Raw genomic sequence first — 19,638 nt, forward strand, 5'->3', positions numbered from 1 at the left:
GAGTCCCATTTTATGCGCTTATCTAGCGCATAAAATTCTTGGAGCAATAAAAATGCGTAAATTTTGGATGATCTTGTTTGCCCTGGTCTCACTCAATCTGACAGGCTGCGGTTACAACACATTACAGGCCAATGACGAGCAAATTAAGGCGAGCTGGTCAGAGGTTATCAATCAATATCAACGTCGTGCGGATTTGGTTCCCAACCTGGTCAATACCGTCAAAGGTTTCGCAGCCCAAGAAAAGGATGTTTTACTCGGTGTGACCAATGCTCGCGCCAAGGTCGGCAGCATTCAGGCAACACCTGAACTACTCAACAACCCTGAAGACTTTGCCAAATTTCAGACCGCCCAGCGAGAGATGTCAGGCGCACTCTCGAGGCTGCTGGTGGTAACAGAGAATTACCCACAACTCAAATCTGACGCGAACTTCCGCGATCTACAAGCGCAGTTGGAAGGTACAGAGAACCGCATTACCGTGGCACGCAACCGCTATATCGTCGCCGTCAAGGAGTTCAATATAACGGTTCGCTCTTTCCCTTCCAATCTGACGGCAATGGCCTTCGGCTATAAGGAGAAGCCCAATTTCACGGTGGATAACGAAAAGGAAATCGCCAAGCCGCCCCAAGTCGATTTCAGTGCTACGCCAGCCAAGCCACAAGTAGATGCCCAAGGAGCTTCGAAGTGAGTACGTTCACTTGGGCAAGACTCCCTATTCTTGCCAGTATCTTTTGTATTTCTTTGATCGCGGGAGCGCAAGTGCCTGTGCCGCCCTTGACCGGGCATGTCACTGATCAGACGTTGACCTTGAACGCCGAACAAAAATCTGCCCTGGAGCAGACCCTGCAAGCATTTGAGGCAAAGAAAGGTAGTCAGATAGCGGTTCTACTTGTTCCCACCGTCAGTCCGGAAACCATTGAGCAATATGCCTTGCGTGTCGCTGAGGCATGGAAGCTGGGACGTAAAAAGGTCGACGACGGTGCAATTTTGGTGATTGCCAAGAACGACCGTGCCCTGCGTATTGAGGTGGGATATGGCCTGGAAGGCGCACTTAACGATGCGACCAGCAAGCGTATCATCAGCGAAATAATAAGCCCCCGCTTCAAGCAAGGAGATTTCTATGGCGGTATTACTGCTGGGGTCAATCAGATGCTACAGGTTATCGATGGCGAACCATTGCCGCCACCCAGAGGCACTGGCAATTCCAATGTCAGTTTCGGCGCTATCCAGCAGTATGCGCCAGTCATCTTTGTGATGGCTGTCATCTTTGGTGGACTAATGCGTACCTTGTTCGGTAGATTTCCGGGCGCAATTGTTACGGGCGCGGTCGTGGGAGGCATGGCATGGCTGTTTGCCGGAGCCATATCGATTGCTTTGGTCTCAGGGGTGATCGCATTCCTGTTTACCTTGATCGGTGGCGGTATGATTGGGCGTGGCATGGGTGGCCTAGCTGGCGTATATGGTCGCGGTGGAGGGAGTTTTAGCGGTGGCGGCGGTGGATTTGGCGGCGGTGGTGCGTCAGGAAGGTGGTAACGATGAACATCAAGCGCATAGTCAGACATCTCACGATGACCCACTGGCAAGTCAACCAAACTTTTACCCGCCAGGTTTTAAGCACCATTGAACAGGCGATCAAACACAGCGAAGCAGCGCACGTTGGGGAACTTCGATTTGTCGTAGAAGGCGCACTGGACGGCATGCCACTCTTTACCGGGCAATCCGCAAGAGGTCGTGCGATTGACGTATTTTCTCAATTGCGCATGTGGGACACTGAATATAACAACGGCGTGCTGATTTATTTGTTGTATGCCGATCGCGATGTGGAAATTATCGCTGATCGCGGTATCCACTCAAAGGTGCACTCCAGGGAGTGGGCAAAGATCTGTCATCAGATGGAAACCGCTTTCAGTCAAGGCGACTACGAAGGTGGCGTGGTCCGTGGGATTGAAGCGGTGACAGCATCTCTGGCAGAACATTTTCCCTCCGCGGGTGCCAGCCGCAATGAACTGTCTGACAAACCGGTAATGCTTTAAATAAGAGATCTTGCTGCGCGGTTGATCTGGCGCAGCGAGATTTGACGCTTGCTACTCAGCCCTCTTTAATCAACTCTAAATAGAACGGAGCACTACCATGCAAACAGAGCATTTAAAAGTGACGGGAATGACTTGCGGAGGCTGCACCAGCGCTGTAACAAAAGCCTTGGAAGCAGTCTCCGGCGTCAGTGACGTAAGAGTGTCACTGGTGGAGGGTGAGGTTACTGTGCAATACGATGAGTCAAGGAGCTCCCTTGATCAAATAAAGACAGCCATAAAGGAGGCTGGCTACGGCGTGGATGTGCCTTTGGAAGCGTACAGACATCAATCCAAGGGAGGCTGTTGTAGTTAGGTTGACTGACCTCAACATTGGAAGGTCAAAAGAACTAGTATCCAGGAGATGTTTATGACTCCGGCATTCGATATGAAGAAAGTTACTACGCCGATCCTGCTTCACATGCTGAAGAGTGAGATACGATTTCCGCGATTGTTTCTTCTCAACTGTAAGCTTACGCTCGCTCAATTCAAAAAAACGATAGGCAGACAATTTCCTGCCGAGTTAGTCGAACTCGCTGCATTACCTGTTTGGGTCTATATCAACCTGAAGAATAAAATTGGCCAACCCAGAGCGTTCGAAATCCTGCGTGTAGCCTTGCTAACCGGTGGAACTGCAGCACAGAATTTGCAGTTTGACACCGTCCACCAGAAGCGTAATTTTCAGAACTTCTCAGAATTGGAGATCGAGAACAATCGCACCGGCCTGGTACGCTGGAACAAGATGGAAGTCATTGAACGCTCGGCGCGGCGCTTCGAAATCAAGATAACGCGATGCATGTTTCATGAATTTGTCGTCTCTATAGGGATTCCAGAGATGACGCCAATTGTGTGCCAGATCGATAATGCGATGTTCAATTCTTATCTTCCAGATGAGATGACATTTGATCGAGGTGGCGTCGGGCGACGGATTGCCGATGGCAAACGTGAATGCAATTTCGTCTGGGAATTGCGTCAATAGCCGGAAACATTCGTTTTAAGATGTCATGCCAGACTTAAGGCTTCCCTCTTGTTGATTTGCACTGAAAATTGACCCACTTTACTGGATAAATTGCATCTAAATGTGGAGCGACAAACAACCAGTGATATCATCAAATATGCATTACAGCTTTCAAGCTGGCTTAAAACCGAAGCAGGTAAAAATCGGAAGCAACGACGCAGCTTAAAAGACATTAAAACGAGTGGGTCAGTATTTGATGCAAATGTCGGGTTATAATCCAGCGCAAAATAACAGATCTGATATTAGGTTGGTTTATCTATGCTTTTTTGGAATTTTTTGTGACTGCAAACCTGATCGCTCAATATAAAACCGACCCCGAATCGGTCTATAACACATGGTTTATTGGCGGCGAACAAAGGATGAAGGCGTTCCGGGCAATACGCCGAGGTGTGAAAGATACCGTTGACGCCATTGCAGCCGGTAGCTTTGGCAATGATTTTAAGGGCTCTCCTTTAGAAATCGTCCTGGCCGCCATTACCGAGCAAAAACAGGTATTCGAAGGAGCGGCCCATCCTTTCTACTGGAAACCCAAGCTGCGCATCCCGGATATTTACGAAAATACACAGAATCAGCAAAAGTTTGGCGCTTTTTTGAATGCATGCCTGAATGCTACGCGAGAAGATCAGGTCCTTGACGAGATGAGTCGCCTGGCAGATGCCAATATTAAAGGCTTAGGTCCGTCAGTAGCGACCATCGTTTATTTTTTACATCCGACGCTGGTGCCGCCGTTCAATACAGCCATCGTGAATGGGTTTAATGCACTGTTCGACGCCAAACAAAAATTAGGGTCCTGGCAAAGCTATTTATCGATGCGCGAAACAATAGTACAAGCCAATGCGACACACCGAAGCTTGCTGTCCAAGGACTTGGGTGCTTTCGCCGGATTGCTGTTCGAACTTGGTAGCGGTAGATTGATCATTGAAAATAATGCTGACAATGTTCTGAAAGATCTACAGGAAAAAGCGGAGAAAGCTGCGGCACGCCGCCATAGCCAGGTTGTAGAGGAACACAAGGAAGAATCCGAGCATACGCAAGTGCAGCATATGTTGATCAAAATAGGCCAGGCTTTGAAATACCAGGTATTTGTGGCGCGTAATGATCGTCATCGTTCTTGTCATGGCGAGGCATTTTCTCAACTCACGATTGAACAACTACCACCATTAGAGGTTCCTTCAGAGGTGCTGGATACTATAAGCCTCATTGACGTTTTATGGATAGACCCCAAAACCTCCAAGATCGCATGTGCTTTTGAAGTGGAAAGAAGTACTTCCATTTATTCCGGTATTCTAAGGATGAAGGATTTGGCCCGTTCAATTCCGTCGGACAACTGCCACTACTATCTGGTGGCACCAAATAAGCGTCAGCATGAAGTGATGGCGCAAATCAGCCGCCCCGCCTTTCGAGGCGATTCGGCTGACTTGTCTTTGGGGTATTTGCCGTTTGATATTTTGAGACAACATTGTGATGCGTTATGCATGCTGGGCGAAAATCATTCCGTTCTCAAGAAAATTGCCCAGTTCAGTGCTTAGGAATAGAAAAAGGCAAGGTTAATTCCCTTTTCATCGGATCACAATTTCCTTCGGCGCAAAAGCAAATACACTGCTGGCACAACAAACATCGAAAGCAATGGTGCGGTGATCATGCCGCCCACCATAGGTGCAGCGATGCGCTTCATGACTTCCGAACCTGTACCCGTACCAAGCATGATCGGAACCAGACCTGCAATGATGACAGCGACCGTCATTGCCTTCGGCCTCACTCGCAGTACTGCACCTTCCCGAATAGCCTCCAGCAAATCTTGTTCATCGGCTTTTCCAATGGCGACACGCGCTTCCCAGGCATGCTTCAGGTACAAAAGCATAATCACGCCGAATTCAGCGGAAACACCCGCCAGTGCGATAAAGCCGACACCACTGGCGACCGATAGATTATGGCCAAGCGCCCACAGCAGCCATATACCACCAGCCAATGCAAACGGCAAGGTCGCCATGATCAGCGCTGCTTCGTCGACACGCTTGAAGGTCATGTACAACAGTACGAAGATGATCAGCAAGGTCGCCGGTACGACGATTTTCAATTTGGCTGTAGCACGCTCCAGATATTCAAATTGCCCGGACCAGGCAATTGAATAACCTGCTGGCAGCTTGACTTCGCTGGTAACGACTTCCTGCATTTCACGTACTGTCGAGTTCAAGTCACGATCACGGATGTCAACGTATACCCATCCAGACAGCCGGGCATTTTCGCTCTTCAACATAGGTGGCCCGTCATTAATGCGAATTTCTGCGACATCACCCAGCCGGATTTGTGCGCCACGTTCAGTCAGCACTGGTAACTGCCGCAGTTTTTCGACGGAGTCACGTACTTCTCTCGGATATCGAACGTTGATCGGAAATCGCTGTAAGCCCTCAATGGTTTCGCCGATATTATCCCCGCCAATCGCTGCGGACACGATGCTTTGTACGTCTGCGATATTGAGACCGTAGCGCGCCGCTGCATCCCGGTTGATATCGACATCGATATAACGTCCGCCATTGAGTCTTTCTGCCAGGGCTGAAGACACTCCAGGAAGGTTTTTGATAACACGTTCAATATCGCTGGTAATCCTGTCTATTTCTTTCAGACTGGTGCCTGCCACTTTCACGCCCACGGGGCTCTTGATACCGGTCGCCAGCATATCGATACGATTCCGGATAGGTGGCACCCAGATATTGGATAGCCCAGGGACTTTAACTATACGATCCAGTTCTTCTACCAGCTTATCGGTCGTCATGCCAGGCCGCCATTGATCTTTCGGCTTGAATTGTATCGTGGTTTCGAACATTTCCAGAGGAGCCGGATCAGTCGCACTTTCAGCGCGCCCAGCTTTGCCAAATACACTTTTTACCTCTGGCACAGTCTTAATCAATCGATCAGTCTGCTGGAGTAACTCTGAAACCTTGCCAGCGCCTATGCCTGGGAGTGCAGACGGCATATAGAGCAAATCACCTTCATCCAGTGGCGGCATGAACTCACCGCCAAGCCGTGCCATTGGCCATACCGTTACTACAGCAACCAAACCTGCGATCACTAAAGTGGTCTTAGGGAAACGTAATACCATATCCAATAAAGGCCGGTATATGGCAATCAAGACGCGATTCAAGGGGTTCTGTTGTTCATCAGGTATCTTACCCCGGATCAGGTAACCCATTAGTACAGGTATCAAGGTCACCGCCAAGCCCGCTGCTGCCGCCATGGCATACGTTTTGGTAAATGCCAGCGGAGAAAATAAGCGTCCTTCCTGCGCCTCCAGGGTAAAGACCGGTATAAAGGACAAGACAATGATGAGCAATGAAAAAAACAGGGCTGGCCCTACCTCAGCGGCCGCATCGCCGATCACTCGCCAATGGGTTTCGCCGTGAAGTTTTTCTCCTGGATGCATATGGTTCCACGCCTCGATGTGCTTGTGAGCATTTTCTATCATGACCACTGCGGCATCAACCATGGCACCTACTGCAATGGCAATCCCGCCCAGCGACATGATATTCGCATTCACGCCCTGGTAATACATGACGATGAAGGCTATCAGGATGCCAATTGGCAAAGTAACGATGGCGACCAAAGCTGAACGCAGATGAAACAGGAAGATGGCACAGACAATGGCGACAACAATGAATTCTTCTATTAATTTCTCTTGCAAGTTCTTGACGGCACGATTGATTAGATTGGACCGGTCATAGGTAGTGACAATTTCCACGCCAGCAGGCAGACTGGCCTTGAGCTTTTGCAGTTTGACTTTGACTGCATCGATGGTTTCCAGTGCGTTTTTGCCGGACCGCATGACAATCACGCCACCAGCGACTTCACCTTCACCGTTCAAGTCGGCGATGCCGCGCCGCATTTCAGGCCCGATTTGTATACGGGCCACGTCGCCCAGACGCACTGATACACCAGCATCTGTGGTCATCAAAGGTATTTTACGAAAATCATCCAATGATTTCAGGTACCCGGATGCACGTACCATATATTCAGCTTCCCCCAGTTCCAGCACCGAACCACCGGTTTCCTGATTGGCTTTCTGCACAGCCTCAATGATTTTTCCATGCGGGATGTTGTAGGCGCGCATCTTGTCCGGATCGAGTTGTATCTGGTACTGGCGTACCATGCCGCCTATGCTCGCCACCTCAGACACATTCGGCACTGATTTCAGTTCGTACTTCAAGAACCAGTCCTGGAATGCCCGTAATTGCGATAAATCCATCTTGCCGCTGCGGTCCACCAAGGCATATTCATACACCCAACCTACACCCGTGGCATCTGGGCCGAGTGAAGCTTTTGCCTGTGGCGGCAAGCGAGACTGCACTTGGTTCAGGTATTCCAATACGCGGGAACGTGCCCAGTACATATCGGTGCCATCTTCAAACAATACGTAGACGAAAGAATCCCCAAAGAATGAATAACCACGCACCGTCTTGGCACCCGGCACGGACAGCATGGTCGTCGTCAAAGGATAGGTAATCTGGTTTTCAACAATTTGCGGTGCCTGGCCGGGATAACTGGTGCGGATGATGACTTGCACATCCGACAGGTCAGGAATCGCATCAAGTGGTGTACGCGACAAAGACCAGATACCCCAGGCAGTCATCATCAGCGTTGCTAGCAGCACCAGAAAGCGGTTGGCGATTGACCAGCGTATTAGTTTGGCCATCATTTTTTTGCTCCTGCAGAAGACGAGGGCATATTCATCGTATCGTTCATCGCATTAGACGATGGATTGGTCTTAGGTGTTTCAGCCGTTGGTGAAATAGAGGTAATCTGGTACATACCGTCCTTGGTTTGGCGTATGTCAAAAATCACCATGTCGCCAACGGCAACGTTTGCAGGAAAACCATTCGCTGGTAGCTTGAAGCCCATCGTCATCGCTCCCCATTTCAGGGACGATATAGGAGCGTGAGATAGCGTGATTTCATTCTTATCTATCTTTTCGACTTTGCCACTACCATGATGTATCGCTGCGGTACTCTTGTCGGCACTGTCCACTGGCGCATCACTCATGCGCGTCGCTGTACCTTTCAGGCTCGCTTCGGAATCGATCAGGAATTGGCCGGATACGACGACTTTTTGTCCAGCTTCCAGGCCGTTACGGATTTCAGTCTGGCCATTTGTCTCTATACCGGTTTCAACATCAACGGGCATGAATTTACCATTGCCTTGTGCGACCATCACCACAGCGCGAGTGCCAGTCTGGATGATGGCTTCGGTTGGCACTTGCAAAATATCGTTGCGGGTCTCAGAACTGAAGCTCAGATTGGCAAACATGCCGGGTACCAGTTGACCGGAAGGATTCGCCAGTTCGATGCGGGCTTTCAGAGTACGGGTAGCAACGTCAATCTGGGGGAGTATGGCACTGACCTTGCCTTTAAAGATAACGCCTGGCAATGACGGAGTACGTGCTTCGACGGCATTCCCTAAGCGCATCTTGGCAGATTGATTTTCAGGGATGTCGGCATTGACCCAGATCGTGCCCAGACCATTGATACGGAATAAGGGTGCACCGGTCGTGACGGTCATACCTTCACGTACAGACAATTCCGCGACTACGCCGCTGACCGGGGCCGTGACAGAGATACGTGTGTGCACCTTGCCGCTAGCCTCTACTGCGCGTATTTGATCGTCGCTCATCCCAACCAGGCGCATGCGTTGCTTTGCCCCGTCCATTAATCCGGCAATACCGCTAGCCTGCATGCGCTTCGCCGTCAGGTATTCCTCCTGTGCAGCGACCCAATCTGGCACATATAGCTCAGCCAGTACCTGACCTTTCTTGACTGTATCTAGAGGGGCGCGAACGTAGAGTTTTTCGACAAAACCATTGCTACGTGCCTGCACCAGAGCGACATCACGCTCGTTATAAACGACACTGCCAACCGCTACCACAGCCGATGCCAGGCTACTGCGTGTCACTTCTGCAGTGCGGATACCAAGGTTTTGTTGTACACGAGGACTGATGCTGACAGAACCTTCATCGCCGCCATCGGCATATACAGGTACTAATTGCATGTCCATGAAAGGCGATTTGCCAGGTTTATCAAATTTTTGACCGGGAACCATTGGGTCATGCCAATACAATACTTTTTTTACGCCGGTAGCAGAACTTGTTGTTGATGCACTTGAGTGCGGCCCGTCAGCCCCTTGCATTCCTTGATTGAGGCCAAGGCGATACAGACCATAACCACTACCAGCCAGTACGCCAGCAGTAACCAGGGCGATGAAGATTTTCTTATTGTTCATGGCATATCCTTTTTCATGGATTGGGTTGGATACGTCGCTTGGACATCGACAGGAAACAGGAAATTAAGTTGCGCCCATAAACGGGCAGTGTCGGCTTGTAGTTGCAAGGCCTGTAGTCGTACGTCGGTTTCGTTGCGGCGAGCCGCCAGCACATCACCCAGACTGGACTTGCCGCCGCGATAGGCACCCAATATGGCTTGAGTACGCTCTTTTGCCAGCGGTATCAATTCGTGCTCATAACGAGTACAGCGTTCGAGGTCAGTTTGCCACTCTTCTATCATCGCTTTCGTTTCCGCAACATGTGCACGCAATGTTTCATCACGTTCTGCCTTAGCCTGTTCGACCATTGCCAATTTGGAAGACAGTTCACGATCTTGGCGATTCTTTTGATCCCACTGGAAAGGCAGTGATATGCCGACCGAAACCATATTGGAATAAGCTGGGCCACGTTGCTGGAACGCGACTTCAACACTCCAGTCGGTTTTTTTATTGGCTTCGGCCAATCTGGCATCTGTCTCAGCAATCTCCGTTTGCCTGGTCAGCACTGCAATCTGGGGATGGTGAGCAAGTGACTTGTCCAGTGCCGATAAATCCAGGCGAATCTTCTCGATACTGGGCTCACCTGCCAACGCAAGTTCTGGGTCACCTCCAGTCCAACGGCTTAACATCGTCTTGGCCGTACGCACTTTGCGTAAGATTTCACTTTGACGGTCATCGACCATGCTGAGTGCACTTCGGGCTGCGAAGATATCTGCCTGGTTGCCACGACCAGCGCGGTAACTACTCTCGGCCGCTTCAATTTCAAGTTTGGCCTGAATGGATTGTTCTGTGACTACAGCAGCCATACGTTCTGCGTAGTATCGATCGAGCCAAGCGACAGCGGTGTCGCGCTGGATAGCGGCAATCGCGCTGCTTTTCTCTGCCAGGGACTTGTCGGCTAGACGGTCATAGCGCTCTGCGCGTAATTGGCGTTTGTCGTTTCTGGTCAATTCTTGCATGACGCCGATGCGACGCATGGTCATGAAATCGCCAGTCAGACTGCCGCGGTCAGGGCCACTGACTGGCAGATTATCGATTCCAGCCCTCAATATAGGATCAGGCAACTGACCGGCAGCGGCAGCCATTTCGCGGGAGGCAGTGACCGCCATATCTTGCGCGATCAATTGACGGGAACGGGCGACTGCAAGATGTTGGGCATTGCCCAAAGTCAATGGAGACTCTGCAGCGTTAACATAGAGAGGAGTAAGCACAAAAGCAATCGCTACAGGAATCACAACCAGGAACTGAGTATAAAGTTTTGTTTTATGGTGCGCAAACATAGGTGCACGGAATGAGAATGACATGAAACCTCCAGATAGCAAGAAACGGCACTTCCGTCGACAAGACGTAGCAGTGACAGACTAGGCAATCTGGAAATTTAAATGCGGAAACAGCAGTTGCGTATTGCGATGGGCGGAGCGCTGGAACGCGCCAGATAGGAGGGTTGTGGTTGAAGCTCTTGTTGTAGACCGGCAATATCCATTACTTGCAAGGTCAGCGTCAATCCCGCCACTACAAAGGGCTGCACATTGGGCATTTGCGGCTTATCCAATGATTGTTTTGCATACGGATCATCGGCATGTGCATGACACAATGCAGGCTGCTCTTTGTCCATGCCAGCACAATTGACCATTGCGACAGAGCTGAGATCTCCGGATAAAGCAGGAATTTCACTACCCGTCATATGACCCGGGCAAACGTATGATGCCACAGCAAGCTGCATAAACAGCATGCTGAAGAGTACGATCAACGCAGTGAACAGGCGATGTGGACGGGATAATTTCACGTAATTATTGTATTTAATTAACATTAAAAACAAAATGGATTAGAAAATCAGTGAACAGCATCAATTTCCTTACGCAGATTATAGTGCCTTTGCCAGATATTTCCTTGATCAGTCTCATATAGTCAGGTGTCGACACCATGTGTTCTCAACCGCAGAGCATTGCCTATGACGGAAGCTGAGCTCAAACTCATCGCTAAAGCAGCAATCAGTGGAGAAAGTAACCAGCCGGTCATCGGATACAAAACGCCAGCAGCGACTGGAATACCCAAGCCGTTATACAAGAAAGCAAATAGCAGATTTTGTTTCATATTTCCAACTGTGTCGTCCGACAATAAGCGTGCAACAGAGATGCCGCGCAGGTCACCTTTAACCAGGGTGACTTGGGCACTGTTCATAGCGACATCGGTGCCGGTACCCATGGCGATACCTACATTGGCTTTTGCCAGTGCGGGTGCATCATTGATCCCGTCACCTGCCATGGCAACGATGCGACCTTCTTTTTGTAGACGTTCAACCAGTATAAGTTTGTCTTGCGGCTTTACCTCTCCAAAGACTTCATCCAGGCCGAGCCGGTTACCAACAGCTTTTGCCGTGGTCAGGCCGTCACCCGTTGCCATAATGATGCGAATTCCTGATGCTTTAAGTGTGGCCAGGGCTTCCGGGGTGCTTTTCTTGATTGGGTCTGACACCGCAAGCAATCCTGCCAGTTGATTGTCCACAGCAAGGTACATGACGCTTGCGCCCTCGGCACGAAGATATTCTGCCTGCGTCATCAAGTCTTGCACTTGTACGCCCAATTGCTCCATGAGTGTCGTATTTCCCAGAGCAATCCCATGCTGATTGATGGTGCCACGCACGCCAATACCTGAACCTGATTCAAAATTCTCTGGTTTGTCCAGATTGAGCCCCCGCTCGCGAGCTGCTCGTACAATGGCATCGGCCAAGGGATGCTCGCTACCCTGATCGAGACTGGCTGCCAGGCGCAGCACTTCGTCTTCGTGGTAGCCAGAGGATGGAATCGCTTTATTGAATGCGGGACGCCCTTCAGTCAAGGTACCGGTCTTGTCAACAATCAGGGTATCAACCTTGCGTAAATTTTCTATGGCAGCAGCATCCCGGAATAAAACGCCTTGCGTGGCACCACGACCAGTTGCCACCATGATAGACATAGGAGTCGCCAGTCCCAAGGCACAGGGACAGGCAATGATCAGTACTGAAACAGCATTGATCAGGCCAAAGACCCAGCGCGGTTCTGGTCCCCAAAAGCCCCAGGCAAAAAAAGTCAGGATGGCAATGCCGATCACGGTCGTCACGAAATATCCAGCCACAACGTCCGCCATTCGCTGCATCGGGGCCTTTGAACGCTGCGCCTGCGCAACCATCTGAACGATTTGTGCCAGCATCGTGGCAGATCCTACCCGCTCAGAGCGCATGACTAAAGCACCATTCGTATTTAAAGTAGCACCAATGACTTTATCTCCAACCCGTTTAGTCACAGGGACAGGTTCTCCGGTCAGCATGGATTCGTCAACGGCGCTACTTCCCTCCGTCACACTGCCATCAACCGGAACTTTTTCACCAGGGCGAACACGCAATAAATCTCCAACATGAACGTTGGCGAGAGGTATGTCTTCTTCGTTTCCATCCGCGTTGATGCGCCGAGCAGTCTTCGGAGAAAGGCCTAGCAAGGATTTGATCGCCGCCGAAGTCTGTGATCGCGCTTTAAGTTCCAGTACTTGTCCGAGTAAAGTCAGCGAAATAATCACCGCCGCCGCCTCAAAATACACTGCAACACGTCCCATTGAAATAAACGAATCTGGAAAAACGCCAGGAGTCAATGTCGCAACCACGCTATAGATGAAAGCTGCACCAGTTCCCAAGCTGATCAATGTCCACATATTGGGACTACGGTGCAACACAGATTGCCAACCTCTTGTGAAGAAAGGCCATCCAGCCCACAACACGATAGGTGAAGCAATGGCCATTTCCACCCAACTTTGAACAGACATCTGCATCAAATGTAGCGACTCACCAGACATGGCAAGTACAAAAACAATCACGGTGAGAGGTAAAGTCCACCAGAAGCGATGCTGAAAGTCCTTCAGCTCGGAATTATCATCTGCCTCAAGTTCGGGAATCACCGGCTCCAGCGTCATACCACACTTAGGACAACTGCCCGGATGATCTTGCCGTATTTCGGGATGCATGGGACAAGTATAGATAGCGGCGGAAGATGTTTCTTCCTCCTTTTCTGGAGTAGTCTTTGACAATATGTACTTGCCAGGTTCTGCATTAAATTTAGTATGGCATTTGCTGCTGCAAAAGTAATACATTTTTGAGTCACGTAGCTCCTTATGTTCGGACTGTTCGGTGACGGTCATGCCGCATACAGGATCTTTTAGGCCCATGTCTTTCGCAGAAGCGGGTACAGTCACTGTATCGTTCATGGTTATTTCCATTTAAGGTGTTGTTGATTCAATGACTAGCCGGACTGGCAGATAAGTACGGGAAAAATCGTGGAGTCTGCGTCGCGTATCGGGCGAATTCCTCACCAAATTGCGCCTGCATCTCTTTTTCTTCCGTGACAGCCAGACGACCATACATGATTAGCAAGATAGGGAACATGACCAATGTTAATACTGTAGGCCACTGTAATAAGAACCCCAGGAGAATTAAGACAAAAGCGACATACTGTGGGTGGCGGATTTTGGCATAAGGACCCGCAGTCGCCAGCGTATGCCTTCTTTGGGCATGGTAAAGCACATTCCAGGCACTGGATAAGAGGTAAAAGCCGAACCCCAAGAACACATAACTGGCGATGTGCAATACGCCAAAATGCGGATCACCTTTTTCTCCAAGCAAGGTGGACCATAAGTGCCCTGCGTTGTGCGACAAAATATCCAGATTGGGGTAACGCGTCTGCAACCAGCCTGACATCAGGTAAATAGTGAGCGGGAAGCCATACATTTCTACGAACAAGGCCACAATGAATGCAGAAAATGCGCTGAAACTACGCCAGTCACGCGCCGTTTGCGGTTTAAAGAAACTGAACGCAAACATGATAAAAATGGCTGAATTGAGTATCACCAGCGACCAAAGGCCGTAGGCGTTTTCACCGTGGTCCATGGCGGCTCTCCTTATTCGCGCTGGCATCCTTGCCTTCGTCACTTGGCGACTCTGCATCGTGATGATGGTTATGATGTCCATGTCCGTGATGCATGAAGACGTGCATCAGCGGACAGGCCAGCAACAACAAAAATGGTAACGCGCCGATCACGTGCGCCAGATGTTCTGTCAATAGAAAATAGGCAGCAACTGCACCAATGACAAGATATCCCAGAGCGTATCTGGAGCGCCAGAAACTGCCTGGTTCATTCTGATTTTCGTGTTCGTGATTCATGGCGCATCCTCTTATTTGGTAATGGCTGTCGACGCAGGCATTCTATCCATCATCATTTGCATCATGCCTTCCATCATTTCCATGCGTTTTTCCATCATTTTGTGCATGGACATGTCTTTTTGCATGCCTCCCTTTGCTTGGGCTTTTTTATCGTCGGCCATCTTGCCCATCATCGCCATGCCAGCCTGCATCGCTTTCATGTGATCCGCCATCAAGGCACTGCGTTCCTCTGGACTCTTTGCATTCATCATATTTTCATGCATGTCATGCATCGACTTGATCTGGTCATCTATTTTTTGCATGGATACCTTGTTTGCGCTTTCAGTGGCTGCATCGACTTTGGCAGAGGCGCTGGCAGAAGCCGGGTGATGCTTTGTATGGTCTACAGGTTCAGCGGCCCATATGCTTGAAGCAACCATCAGCAAGCTTGCAATACTTAAGACTGGACGAAGCGATATCATCGTTAACTCCTTTGTATACGATCGTTTGAAAAAAATCTACACCTTGAAAGTAGCAAATATGAATAGAATTGTTTCTGAAAATGTGTTTGCCTGAATTCACTATAGGCGCTGTACCCGGGTACGGAGTCAATCATCATTCATGCGTATTACAATCTGTTTGATCTGCATCAAGTACCCGTCTTCGTACTATGGAAAAGATCGCTTGAAAGACAACAAATACTACATTTTTCACATGAAATGAAACATCGGACACTTATTTGGGCTTTCTTGAAGACCAGTGCACGTGGACGATCTTCCATTTGTCGCCGGTTTTTTGTTGCAGCGCGGTTTCTGTCCCCAGAATGACGACATCTTTGCCACCGATCTTTGTCTTGGTTTCTGTCTCTTCCCAAATCACGGCCAAATTGCCTTCAATGCGCTGGCTTTGTTGCAACACAGACCGTTTTGATGCTTTAGCAAAAGTCATATCACCTGGCATGTGATGCTCAGCATATTCAGCCCGGGAACGTTCGACATAGCCGGATTCATAAATAGTGACATCAGCTGCCAGCACTTCGCTTGCCTTTGCCTTGTCACCAGCTACAAGTGCGGTGTGGAAGTCTGCAAGTGCTTCTTTAGGTTCGTTGGCAAAACTGATGATGGTCGCCGTACTGAGCAATGCAATGGCAGCTATTTTTCGCATGGTCGTTATCTCCAGTATTTAAATATGATGAATAGGACTGGCCAGCAACAAAAGAGTGCTAGCCAGCGCTCCCACAATAGCGATTACTTGGCAACTTGAATCTCGGTCGCAAAAATGGCACCGTCAGCCTTTTCAGCCTTGAACTTCACCTTGTCGCCCACTTTAAAAGTATCCAGCACTGCGGGATCTTTGAGGCGAAATACCATTGTCATACCGGGCATATCCAGGTTCTTGATATCGCCGTGTTTCAACGTGATCTTGTTAGCACTTTTATCGATTTTTTTGACTTCCCCATCGGTCATGTCACTATTGGTGCTATTTGCGGAAGCGGAAGCTGTTGCAGACATTGAGTGATCGGCAGCAATAGCTGTATGGAATGCGGCAGCAGTGAAAATGCTCAGCGCCAGAAATTTAATGATGGACATGATGTTTCCTATTTTTTTGAATAATCAATTTGCCGGGCAGTCAGTTGATCGCCCGGTATTTACGGTTAATGCTTGTGTTCGTGAGCATCAATATCAGCTTTAGCAACAGCTTTGCCTCTTGCAACGGTAACTTTGCCCTTCATACCGGCGTCATAATGACCTGGTTGGAGGCAGGCAAAATCAATCTTGCCCGCCTTGGTGAACTGCCAGACAACTTCACCAGCTTGCCCACCAGCCAAGGTGATCATGTTCGGATCACTGTGTTCCATTTCCGGATTTTTCTTCATGACTTCGTAGTGTTCTTTGAGCTCCTTTTCCGTACCCAAGACGAATTCATGTTTAATGCCACCAGAATTTTTAATCACGAAACGAATGGTTTCACCTTGCTTGGCGACGATGTTGGACGGTGTAAATCGCATGTTGTCAGTCATATTGACATTGACGGTACGGGTAGTTGCGGTGGCGGTGCCTGGTTTGCCGATGGCTTCGTTGTCATGACCTTGTGCGTGGTCATCATGGGCGAAACTGGCCTGAGCGGCGAATGCGAGAGCCAACGTGACTGCGATGGTAGTAAGGCGAGTTTTCATGGGGTGATCCTTTCAGTGTTAAAAATTAATGTTCCATCTTGCCGACAGGTTTGCGGACTTGTATTTCTACTTGTTGCTGATTTCTTTGTTTCAAAGGCATGGATTTACCGCCTACAGTCGTTGCCCGTGCAGGTTCCGCGATGTTGCTGGTCCATTCCTGTGCAACTGTTCCTGGCGGGTGCTTGTACCATCCGTGATCCTTGTAGTCGCCTCGCTTCTGGTCTTTCCTGACTTTGAGGACACTGAACATGCCGCCCATCTCGACACCGCCAAATGGGCCTTCACCCGTCATCATTGGCAAGGTATTGTCCGGAAGCGGCATTTCCATCTCTCCCATATCAGCCATGCCACGTTCACCCATGGCCATGTATTCAGGGATGAGGCTGGTGATTTTCTTAGCAACGCCGGTGTGATCAACGCCAATCAGGTTAGGCGTGTCGTGACCCATCGCGTTCATGGTGTGGTGCGACTTGTGGCAATGGAAGGCCCAGTCACCTTCTTCATCTGCCAAAAATTCGATCTGGCGCATTTGGCCTACCGCAATATCTGTCGTAACTTCTGGCCAGCGCGCAGAATGCGGAACCGGGCCGCCATCCGTGCCTGTGACCTGGAACTCATGACCATGAATGTGAATAGGATGATTTGTCATCGTCAGGTTACCGATACGGATACGAACCTTGTCGTTCTTGCGGACGACAAACGGGTCAATCCCAGGGAAGACGCGGCTATTCCAGCTCCATAGATTGAAGTCCAGCATGGTTGAAGTCTTGGGGGTAAAAGCACCAGGATCAATATCGTAGGCATTGAGTAAAAATACGAAATCGCGATCCACTTCAGCAATCTGCGGATGTTTAGCTTTGGGATGCGTTACCCAAAACCCCATCATACCCATCGCCATTTGTGTCATTTCATCTGCATGCGGGTGATACATGAAGGTGCCAGGCCTGCGTGCGACAAACTCATACATGAATGTCTTACCAGGCTGTATCGACTTTTGGGTTAGGCCTGAAACACCATCCATGCCGTTCGGCAGGCGTTGCCCATGCCAGTGCATGCTGGTATGTTCTGGCAGCTTGTTAGTGACAAATATTCGCACGCGGTCACCTTCGACCACTTCAATGGTGGGGCCAGGTGACTGGCCGTTATAGCCCCACAAGTGTGCTTTCATGCCTGGTGCCATTTCACGCACTACAGGCTCCGCCACCAGATGAAATTCCTTGACACCATTATTCATCCTCCATGGCAAGGTCCAGCCATTGAGGGTCACCACAGGGTTATAGGGGCGTCCTGTATTTGGCACTAGCGGTGCCATGGTATCCGGCGAGGTCTGGGTGACTGGTTCTGGCAATGCTGCCATGGCGACTTTGCTGACTGACGCAGCGGAAGCTGCAGCAGTAATAGCGCCGAGGCCGCTTAAAAAATTTCTTCTTGAACTCATTTTATTTCCTCTATTGTGCAATGCGCGATGTCATCAATGTCCAGCAGCCGGTGCATCGCTGCCCCCTATACCGCTCATCGGTGCTGAGCTCATGCTGGGACGGCCCAATAAACTCATTTCCAGATCGGCCTGCGCAATCCAGAAATCACGGCTGGCCTCAATCGCGCTGTTGACACCGGCGATTTGGGAGCGTGCATCGGCCAGCAGATCAAACACGCCGATCAGCATGCCGTTGTAGCGCAATTGGTTTTCTTCAGACACGCGCTTCTTCAAAGGCACGATTTCGTTTTGATAATGCATGGCGACGTCATAGCTTGAGCGATAGCCCAGATAGGCTTCCCTGACTTCAGAGCGCGCATTGATGGCAATTTCTGCCGTGCGATTGACTGCCTGCATATATAGTGCTTCCGCTTTCGCGATTTTGGCATCGCTCCAGTCAAACAATGGCAACTCCAGTGTCACCGAGTAACCTTTCTGTATTGGTTGATCATTGAACGTATTACGGATGGCACCCACTTCCAGCACATTGATGAAACGGGTAGCCTTACTTAGTCCCAGATTTTTAGCCAGTTGCTCTGTACTCAGACGAGCCGCCTGAACATCCAGGCGTTGTGTCATCGCTAGTTGCTCGACATTCGGTATGTCATCTGGCTTTTTAGGTAGGTCGGGCAATCTAAGCGGCAAGGTAAAGGCTGTTTGAGCCCCCCATAACCCCATCAGGCGCGTCAATTTCTCTTTGCTACGCGTTTGCGCCTGCTCAGCACGCGCCAGATTGAGGGCGGCTTCAGCAAAAAAACCTTGTTCGCGGGCCTGTTGCAGTTTGTTGTAATTACCGGCCTTTGCAAGCCGTCCTGCCAACTCTGCGCCTGCGTCAGCGGCTTTTTTGACCTGTTGCATGTACAGCATGGTCTGGTCTGCAGCCACTGCCGTGTAGTAGGCTTTGCGCGTTTCCGCAGCCAAAGTCAGCATTTGCATAGTCACTTCACGCTTGGTTTGCTCGAAGCGACGTTGTTCCATCTGCCTGGTTAAAGGCATGGTCAACAGGTGGGCAATATTAAAAGTCAAGCTGCGGTCGATTTCAATTTCACTACTTTGCCGTGTACGGCTGAATGAAAAACCGGGATTGGGTAGGCGGCCGGCCTGCACAAAATCAGACTCGGAAATGCCCAGTTCATAGAACGAAGCCTGTAGCCCGCGATTATTGAGCAAGGCGATTTGCACAGCATCGTCGACAGTCAAGGGAGACGCAAGTAATTCTTTTACCCTTTTTGCTGCGGTATCAGTTGCGTTATCAGAGCGCTGCCAGCTAACTTCCTTGCCAAGGCGCTCCTTGGCAACTTGCTCTACCGTAGAAAATCCGCCATCGGCACTAAAACTGGCGCAACCGCCCAATATCAATGGGAGGCTTATCAGCGCAGCGAGTTTGCCTGACAGGTGGAAAAACTTGCCATTTGAGGCTGTTCGCATGG

General features: G+C 49.9%; 19 protein-coding genes. 6 read left to right on the forward strand and 13 right to left on the reverse strand.

Going from position 1 to position 19,638, the window contains the following annotated elements:
- Positions 1–52: 52 nt before the first annotated feature.
- The 6 genes from UNDYM_RS12890 (at position 53) to UNDYM_RS12915 (ending at position 4,613) form a co-directional block, all read left to right on the forward strand.
- Positions 53–685 carry a LemA family protein gene (locus UNDYM_RS12890; RefSeq protein ID WP_162041395.1) on the forward strand — a complete coding sequence of 211 codons (633 nt, stop codon included), beginning with the start codon at positions 53–55 and terminating at the stop codon, positions 683–685.
- Positions 686–711: 26 nt separating this feature from the next.
- On the forward strand, positions 712–1,530 hold the full coding sequence (locus tag UNDYM_RS12895; RefSeq protein ID WP_232064153.1) for a YgcG family protein: 819 nt from the start codon (positions 712–714) through the stop codon (positions 1,528–1,530).
- A gap of 2 nt (positions 1,531–1,532) precedes the next feature.
- On the forward strand, positions 1,533–2,030 hold the full coding sequence (locus UNDYM_RS12900) for a TPM domain-containing protein (protein ID WP_162041396.1): 498 nt from the start codon (positions 1,533–1,535) through the stop codon (positions 2,028–2,030).
- Positions 2,031–2,127: 97 nt separating this feature from the next.
- On the forward strand, positions 2,128–2,382 hold the full coding sequence (locus UNDYM_RS31370) for a heavy-metal-associated domain-containing protein (RefSeq protein WP_162041397.1): 255 nt from the start codon (positions 2,128–2,130) through the stop codon (positions 2,380–2,382).
- 54 nt (positions 2,383–2,436) lie between these two features.
- On the forward strand, positions 2,437–3,045 hold the full coding sequence (locus tag UNDYM_RS12910) for an L-2-amino-thiazoline-4-carboxylic acid hydrolase (RefSeq protein ID WP_162041398.1): 609 nt from the start codon (positions 2,437–2,439) through the stop codon (positions 3,043–3,045).
- Positions 3,046–3,362: 317 nt separating this feature from the next.
- Entirely contained in the window at positions 3,363–4,613 is a 1,251-nt protein-coding gene (locus UNDYM_RS12915; protein WP_162041399.1) for a hypothetical protein, read from the forward strand.
- A gap of 38 nt (positions 4,614–4,651) precedes the next feature.
- On the opposite strand, the gene UNDYM_RS12920 is transcribed toward UNDYM_RS12915, so the two are convergent.
- The 13 genes from UNDYM_RS12920 to UNDYM_RS12980 form a co-directional block, all read right to left on the reverse strand.
- Complete coding sequence (locus UNDYM_RS12920; RefSeq protein WP_162041400.1) at positions 4,652–7,774, reverse strand: efflux RND transporter permease subunit; 3,123 nt, start codon at positions 7,772–7,774, stop codon at positions 4,652–4,654.
- The gene (locus UNDYM_RS12925) at positions 7,771–9,351 is read right to left on the reverse strand and encodes an efflux RND transporter periplasmic adaptor subunit (protein WP_162041401.1); all 1,581 of its coding nucleotides are present in this window, start codon (positions 9,349–9,351) and stop codon (positions 7,771–7,773) included. Before UNDYM_RS12925 ends, UNDYM_RS12920 begins: the two co-directional genes overlap by 4 nt.
- The gene (locus UNDYM_RS12930; protein ID WP_232064044.1) at positions 9,348–10,694 is read right to left on the reverse strand and encodes a TolC family protein; all 1,347 of its coding nucleotides are present in this window, start codon (positions 10,692–10,694) and stop codon (positions 9,348–9,350) included. The genes UNDYM_RS12925 and UNDYM_RS12930 overlap by 4 nt, the downstream gene beginning before the upstream one ends.
- A 74-nt stretch (positions 10,695–10,768) precedes the next feature.
- Positions 10,769–11,176, reverse strand: coding sequence for a hypothetical protein (locus UNDYM_RS12935; RefSeq protein ID WP_162041402.1), 408 nt, complete (start codon positions 11,174–11,176; stop codon positions 10,769–10,771).
- 122 nt (positions 11,177–11,298) lie between these two features.
- A complete protein-coding gene (locus tag UNDYM_RS12940) occupies positions 11,299–13,623 on the reverse strand; it encodes a heavy metal translocating P-type ATPase (protein ID WP_255456543.1) in 2,325 nt (774 codons plus the stop codon).
- 28 nt (positions 13,624–13,651) lie between these two features.
- Positions 13,652–14,302 (reverse strand): isoprenylcysteine carboxylmethyltransferase family protein, encoded by a 651-nt coding sequence (locus UNDYM_RS12945; RefSeq protein WP_162041404.1) that lies wholly within the window; start codon positions 14,300–14,302, stop codon positions 13,652–13,654.
- Positions 14,289–14,576, reverse strand: coding sequence for a DUF2933 domain-containing protein (locus UNDYM_RS12950; RefSeq protein WP_162041405.1), 288 nt, complete (start codon positions 14,574–14,576; stop codon positions 14,289–14,291). The genes UNDYM_RS12945 and UNDYM_RS12950 overlap by 14 nt, the downstream gene beginning before the upstream one ends.
- A gap of 11 nt (positions 14,577–14,587) precedes the next feature.
- Positions 14,588–15,037: a hypothetical protein gene (locus UNDYM_RS12955; RefSeq protein ID WP_162041406.1), complete on the reverse strand. Its 450-nt coding sequence runs from the start codon at positions 15,035–15,037 to the stop codon at positions 14,588–14,590.
- Positions 15,038–15,290: 253 nt separating this feature from the next.
- The gene (locus UNDYM_RS12960; RefSeq protein WP_162041407.1) at positions 15,291–15,719 is read right to left on the reverse strand and encodes a nuclear transport factor 2 family protein; all 429 of its coding nucleotides are present in this window, start codon (positions 15,717–15,719) and stop codon (positions 15,291–15,293) included.
- A gap of 83 nt (positions 15,720–15,802) precedes the next feature.
- Positions 15,803–16,144: a copper-binding protein gene (locus UNDYM_RS12965; RefSeq protein WP_162041408.1), complete on the reverse strand. Its 342-nt coding sequence runs from the start codon at positions 16,142–16,144 to the stop codon at positions 15,803–15,805.
- Positions 16,145–16,209: 65 nt separating this feature from the next.
- Positions 16,210–16,731 (reverse strand): plastocyanin/azurin family copper-binding protein, encoded by a 522-nt coding sequence (locus UNDYM_RS12970; RefSeq protein WP_162041409.1) that lies wholly within the window; start codon positions 16,729–16,731, stop codon positions 16,210–16,212.
- Between the two features lie 25 nt (positions 16,732–16,756).
- Positions 16,757–18,169 carry a multicopper oxidase family protein gene (locus UNDYM_RS12975; protein ID WP_162041410.1) on the reverse strand — a complete coding sequence of 471 codons (1,413 nt, stop codon included), beginning with the start codon at positions 18,167–18,169 and terminating at the stop codon, positions 16,757–16,759.
- A 33-nt stretch (positions 18,170–18,202) separates the two neighbouring features.
- Complete coding sequence (locus UNDYM_RS12980) at positions 18,203–19,636, reverse strand: TolC family protein (RefSeq protein WP_162041411.1); 1,434 nt, start codon at positions 19,634–19,636, stop codon at positions 18,203–18,205.
- Positions 19,637–19,638: the final 2 nt, after the last annotated feature.

Origin of the sequence: Undibacterium sp. YM2 (assembly GCF_009937975.1) — a bacterium.
GTDB lineage: Bacteria > Pseudomonadota > Gammaproteobacteria > Burkholderiales > Burkholderiaceae_D > Undibacterium.

Bases quoted from the DNA above. Each gene is read 5' to 3' on its own strand.
- UNDYM_RS12900 (WP_162041396.1), top strand. From the start codon at position 1,533: ATGAACATCAAGCGCATAGTCAGACATCTCACGATGACCCACTGGCAA.
- UNDYM_RS12965 (WP_162041408.1), bottom strand. From the start codon at position 16,144: ATGTCCATCATTAAATTTCTGGCGCTGAGCATTTTCACTGCTGCCGCA.
- UNDYM_RS12920 (WP_162041400.1), bottom strand. From the start codon at position 7,774: ATGATGGCCAAACTAATACGCTGGTCAATCGCCAACCGCTTTCTGGTG.
- UNDYM_RS12925 (WP_162041401.1), bottom strand. From the start codon at position 9,351: ATGAACAATAAGAAAATCTTCATCGCCCTGGTTACTGCTGGCGTACTG.
- UNDYM_RS12940 (WP_255456543.1), bottom strand. From the start codon at position 13,623: ATGAACGATACAGTGACTGTACCCGCTTCTGCGAAAGACATGGGCCTA.
- UNDYM_RS12960 (WP_162041407.1), bottom strand. From the start codon at position 15,719: ATGCGAAAAATAGCTGCCATTGCATTGCTCAGTACGGCGACCATCATC.
- UNDYM_RS12890 (WP_162041395.1), top strand. From the start codon at position 53: ATGCGTAAATTTTGGATGATCTTGTTTGCCCTGGTCTCACTCAATCTG.
- UNDYM_RS31370 (WP_162041397.1), top strand. From the start codon at position 2,128: ATGCAAACAGAGCATTTAAAAGTGACGGGAATGACTTGCGGAGGCTGC.
- UNDYM_RS12910 (WP_162041398.1), top strand. From the start codon at position 2,437: ATGACTCCGGCATTCGATATGAAGAAAGTTACTACGCCGATCCTGCTT.
- UNDYM_RS12970 (WP_162041409.1), bottom strand. From the start codon at position 16,731: ATGAAAACTCGCCTTACTACCATCGCAGTCACGTTGGCTCTCGCATTC.
- UNDYM_RS12945 (WP_162041404.1), bottom strand. From the start codon at position 14,302: ATGGACCACGGTGAAAACGCCTACGGCCTTTGGTCGCTGGTGATACTC.
- UNDYM_RS12930 (WP_232064044.1), bottom strand. From the start codon at position 10,694: ATGTCATTCTCATTCCGTGCACCTATGTTTGCGCACCATAAAACAAAA.
- UNDYM_RS12955 (WP_162041406.1), bottom strand. From the start codon at position 15,037: ATGATATCGCTTCGTCCAGTCTTAAGTATTGCAAGCTTGCTGATGGTT.
- UNDYM_RS12980 (WP_162041411.1), bottom strand. From the start codon at position 19,636: ATGCGAACAGCCTCAAATGGCAAGTTTTTCCACCTGTCAGGCAAACTC.
- UNDYM_RS12975 (WP_162041410.1), bottom strand. From the start codon at position 18,169: ATGAGTTCAAGAAGAAATTTTTTAAGCGGCCTCGGCGCTATTACTGCT.
- UNDYM_RS12950 (WP_162041405.1), bottom strand. From the start codon at position 14,576: ATGAATCACGAACACGAAAATCAGAATGAACCAGGCAGTTTCTGGCGC.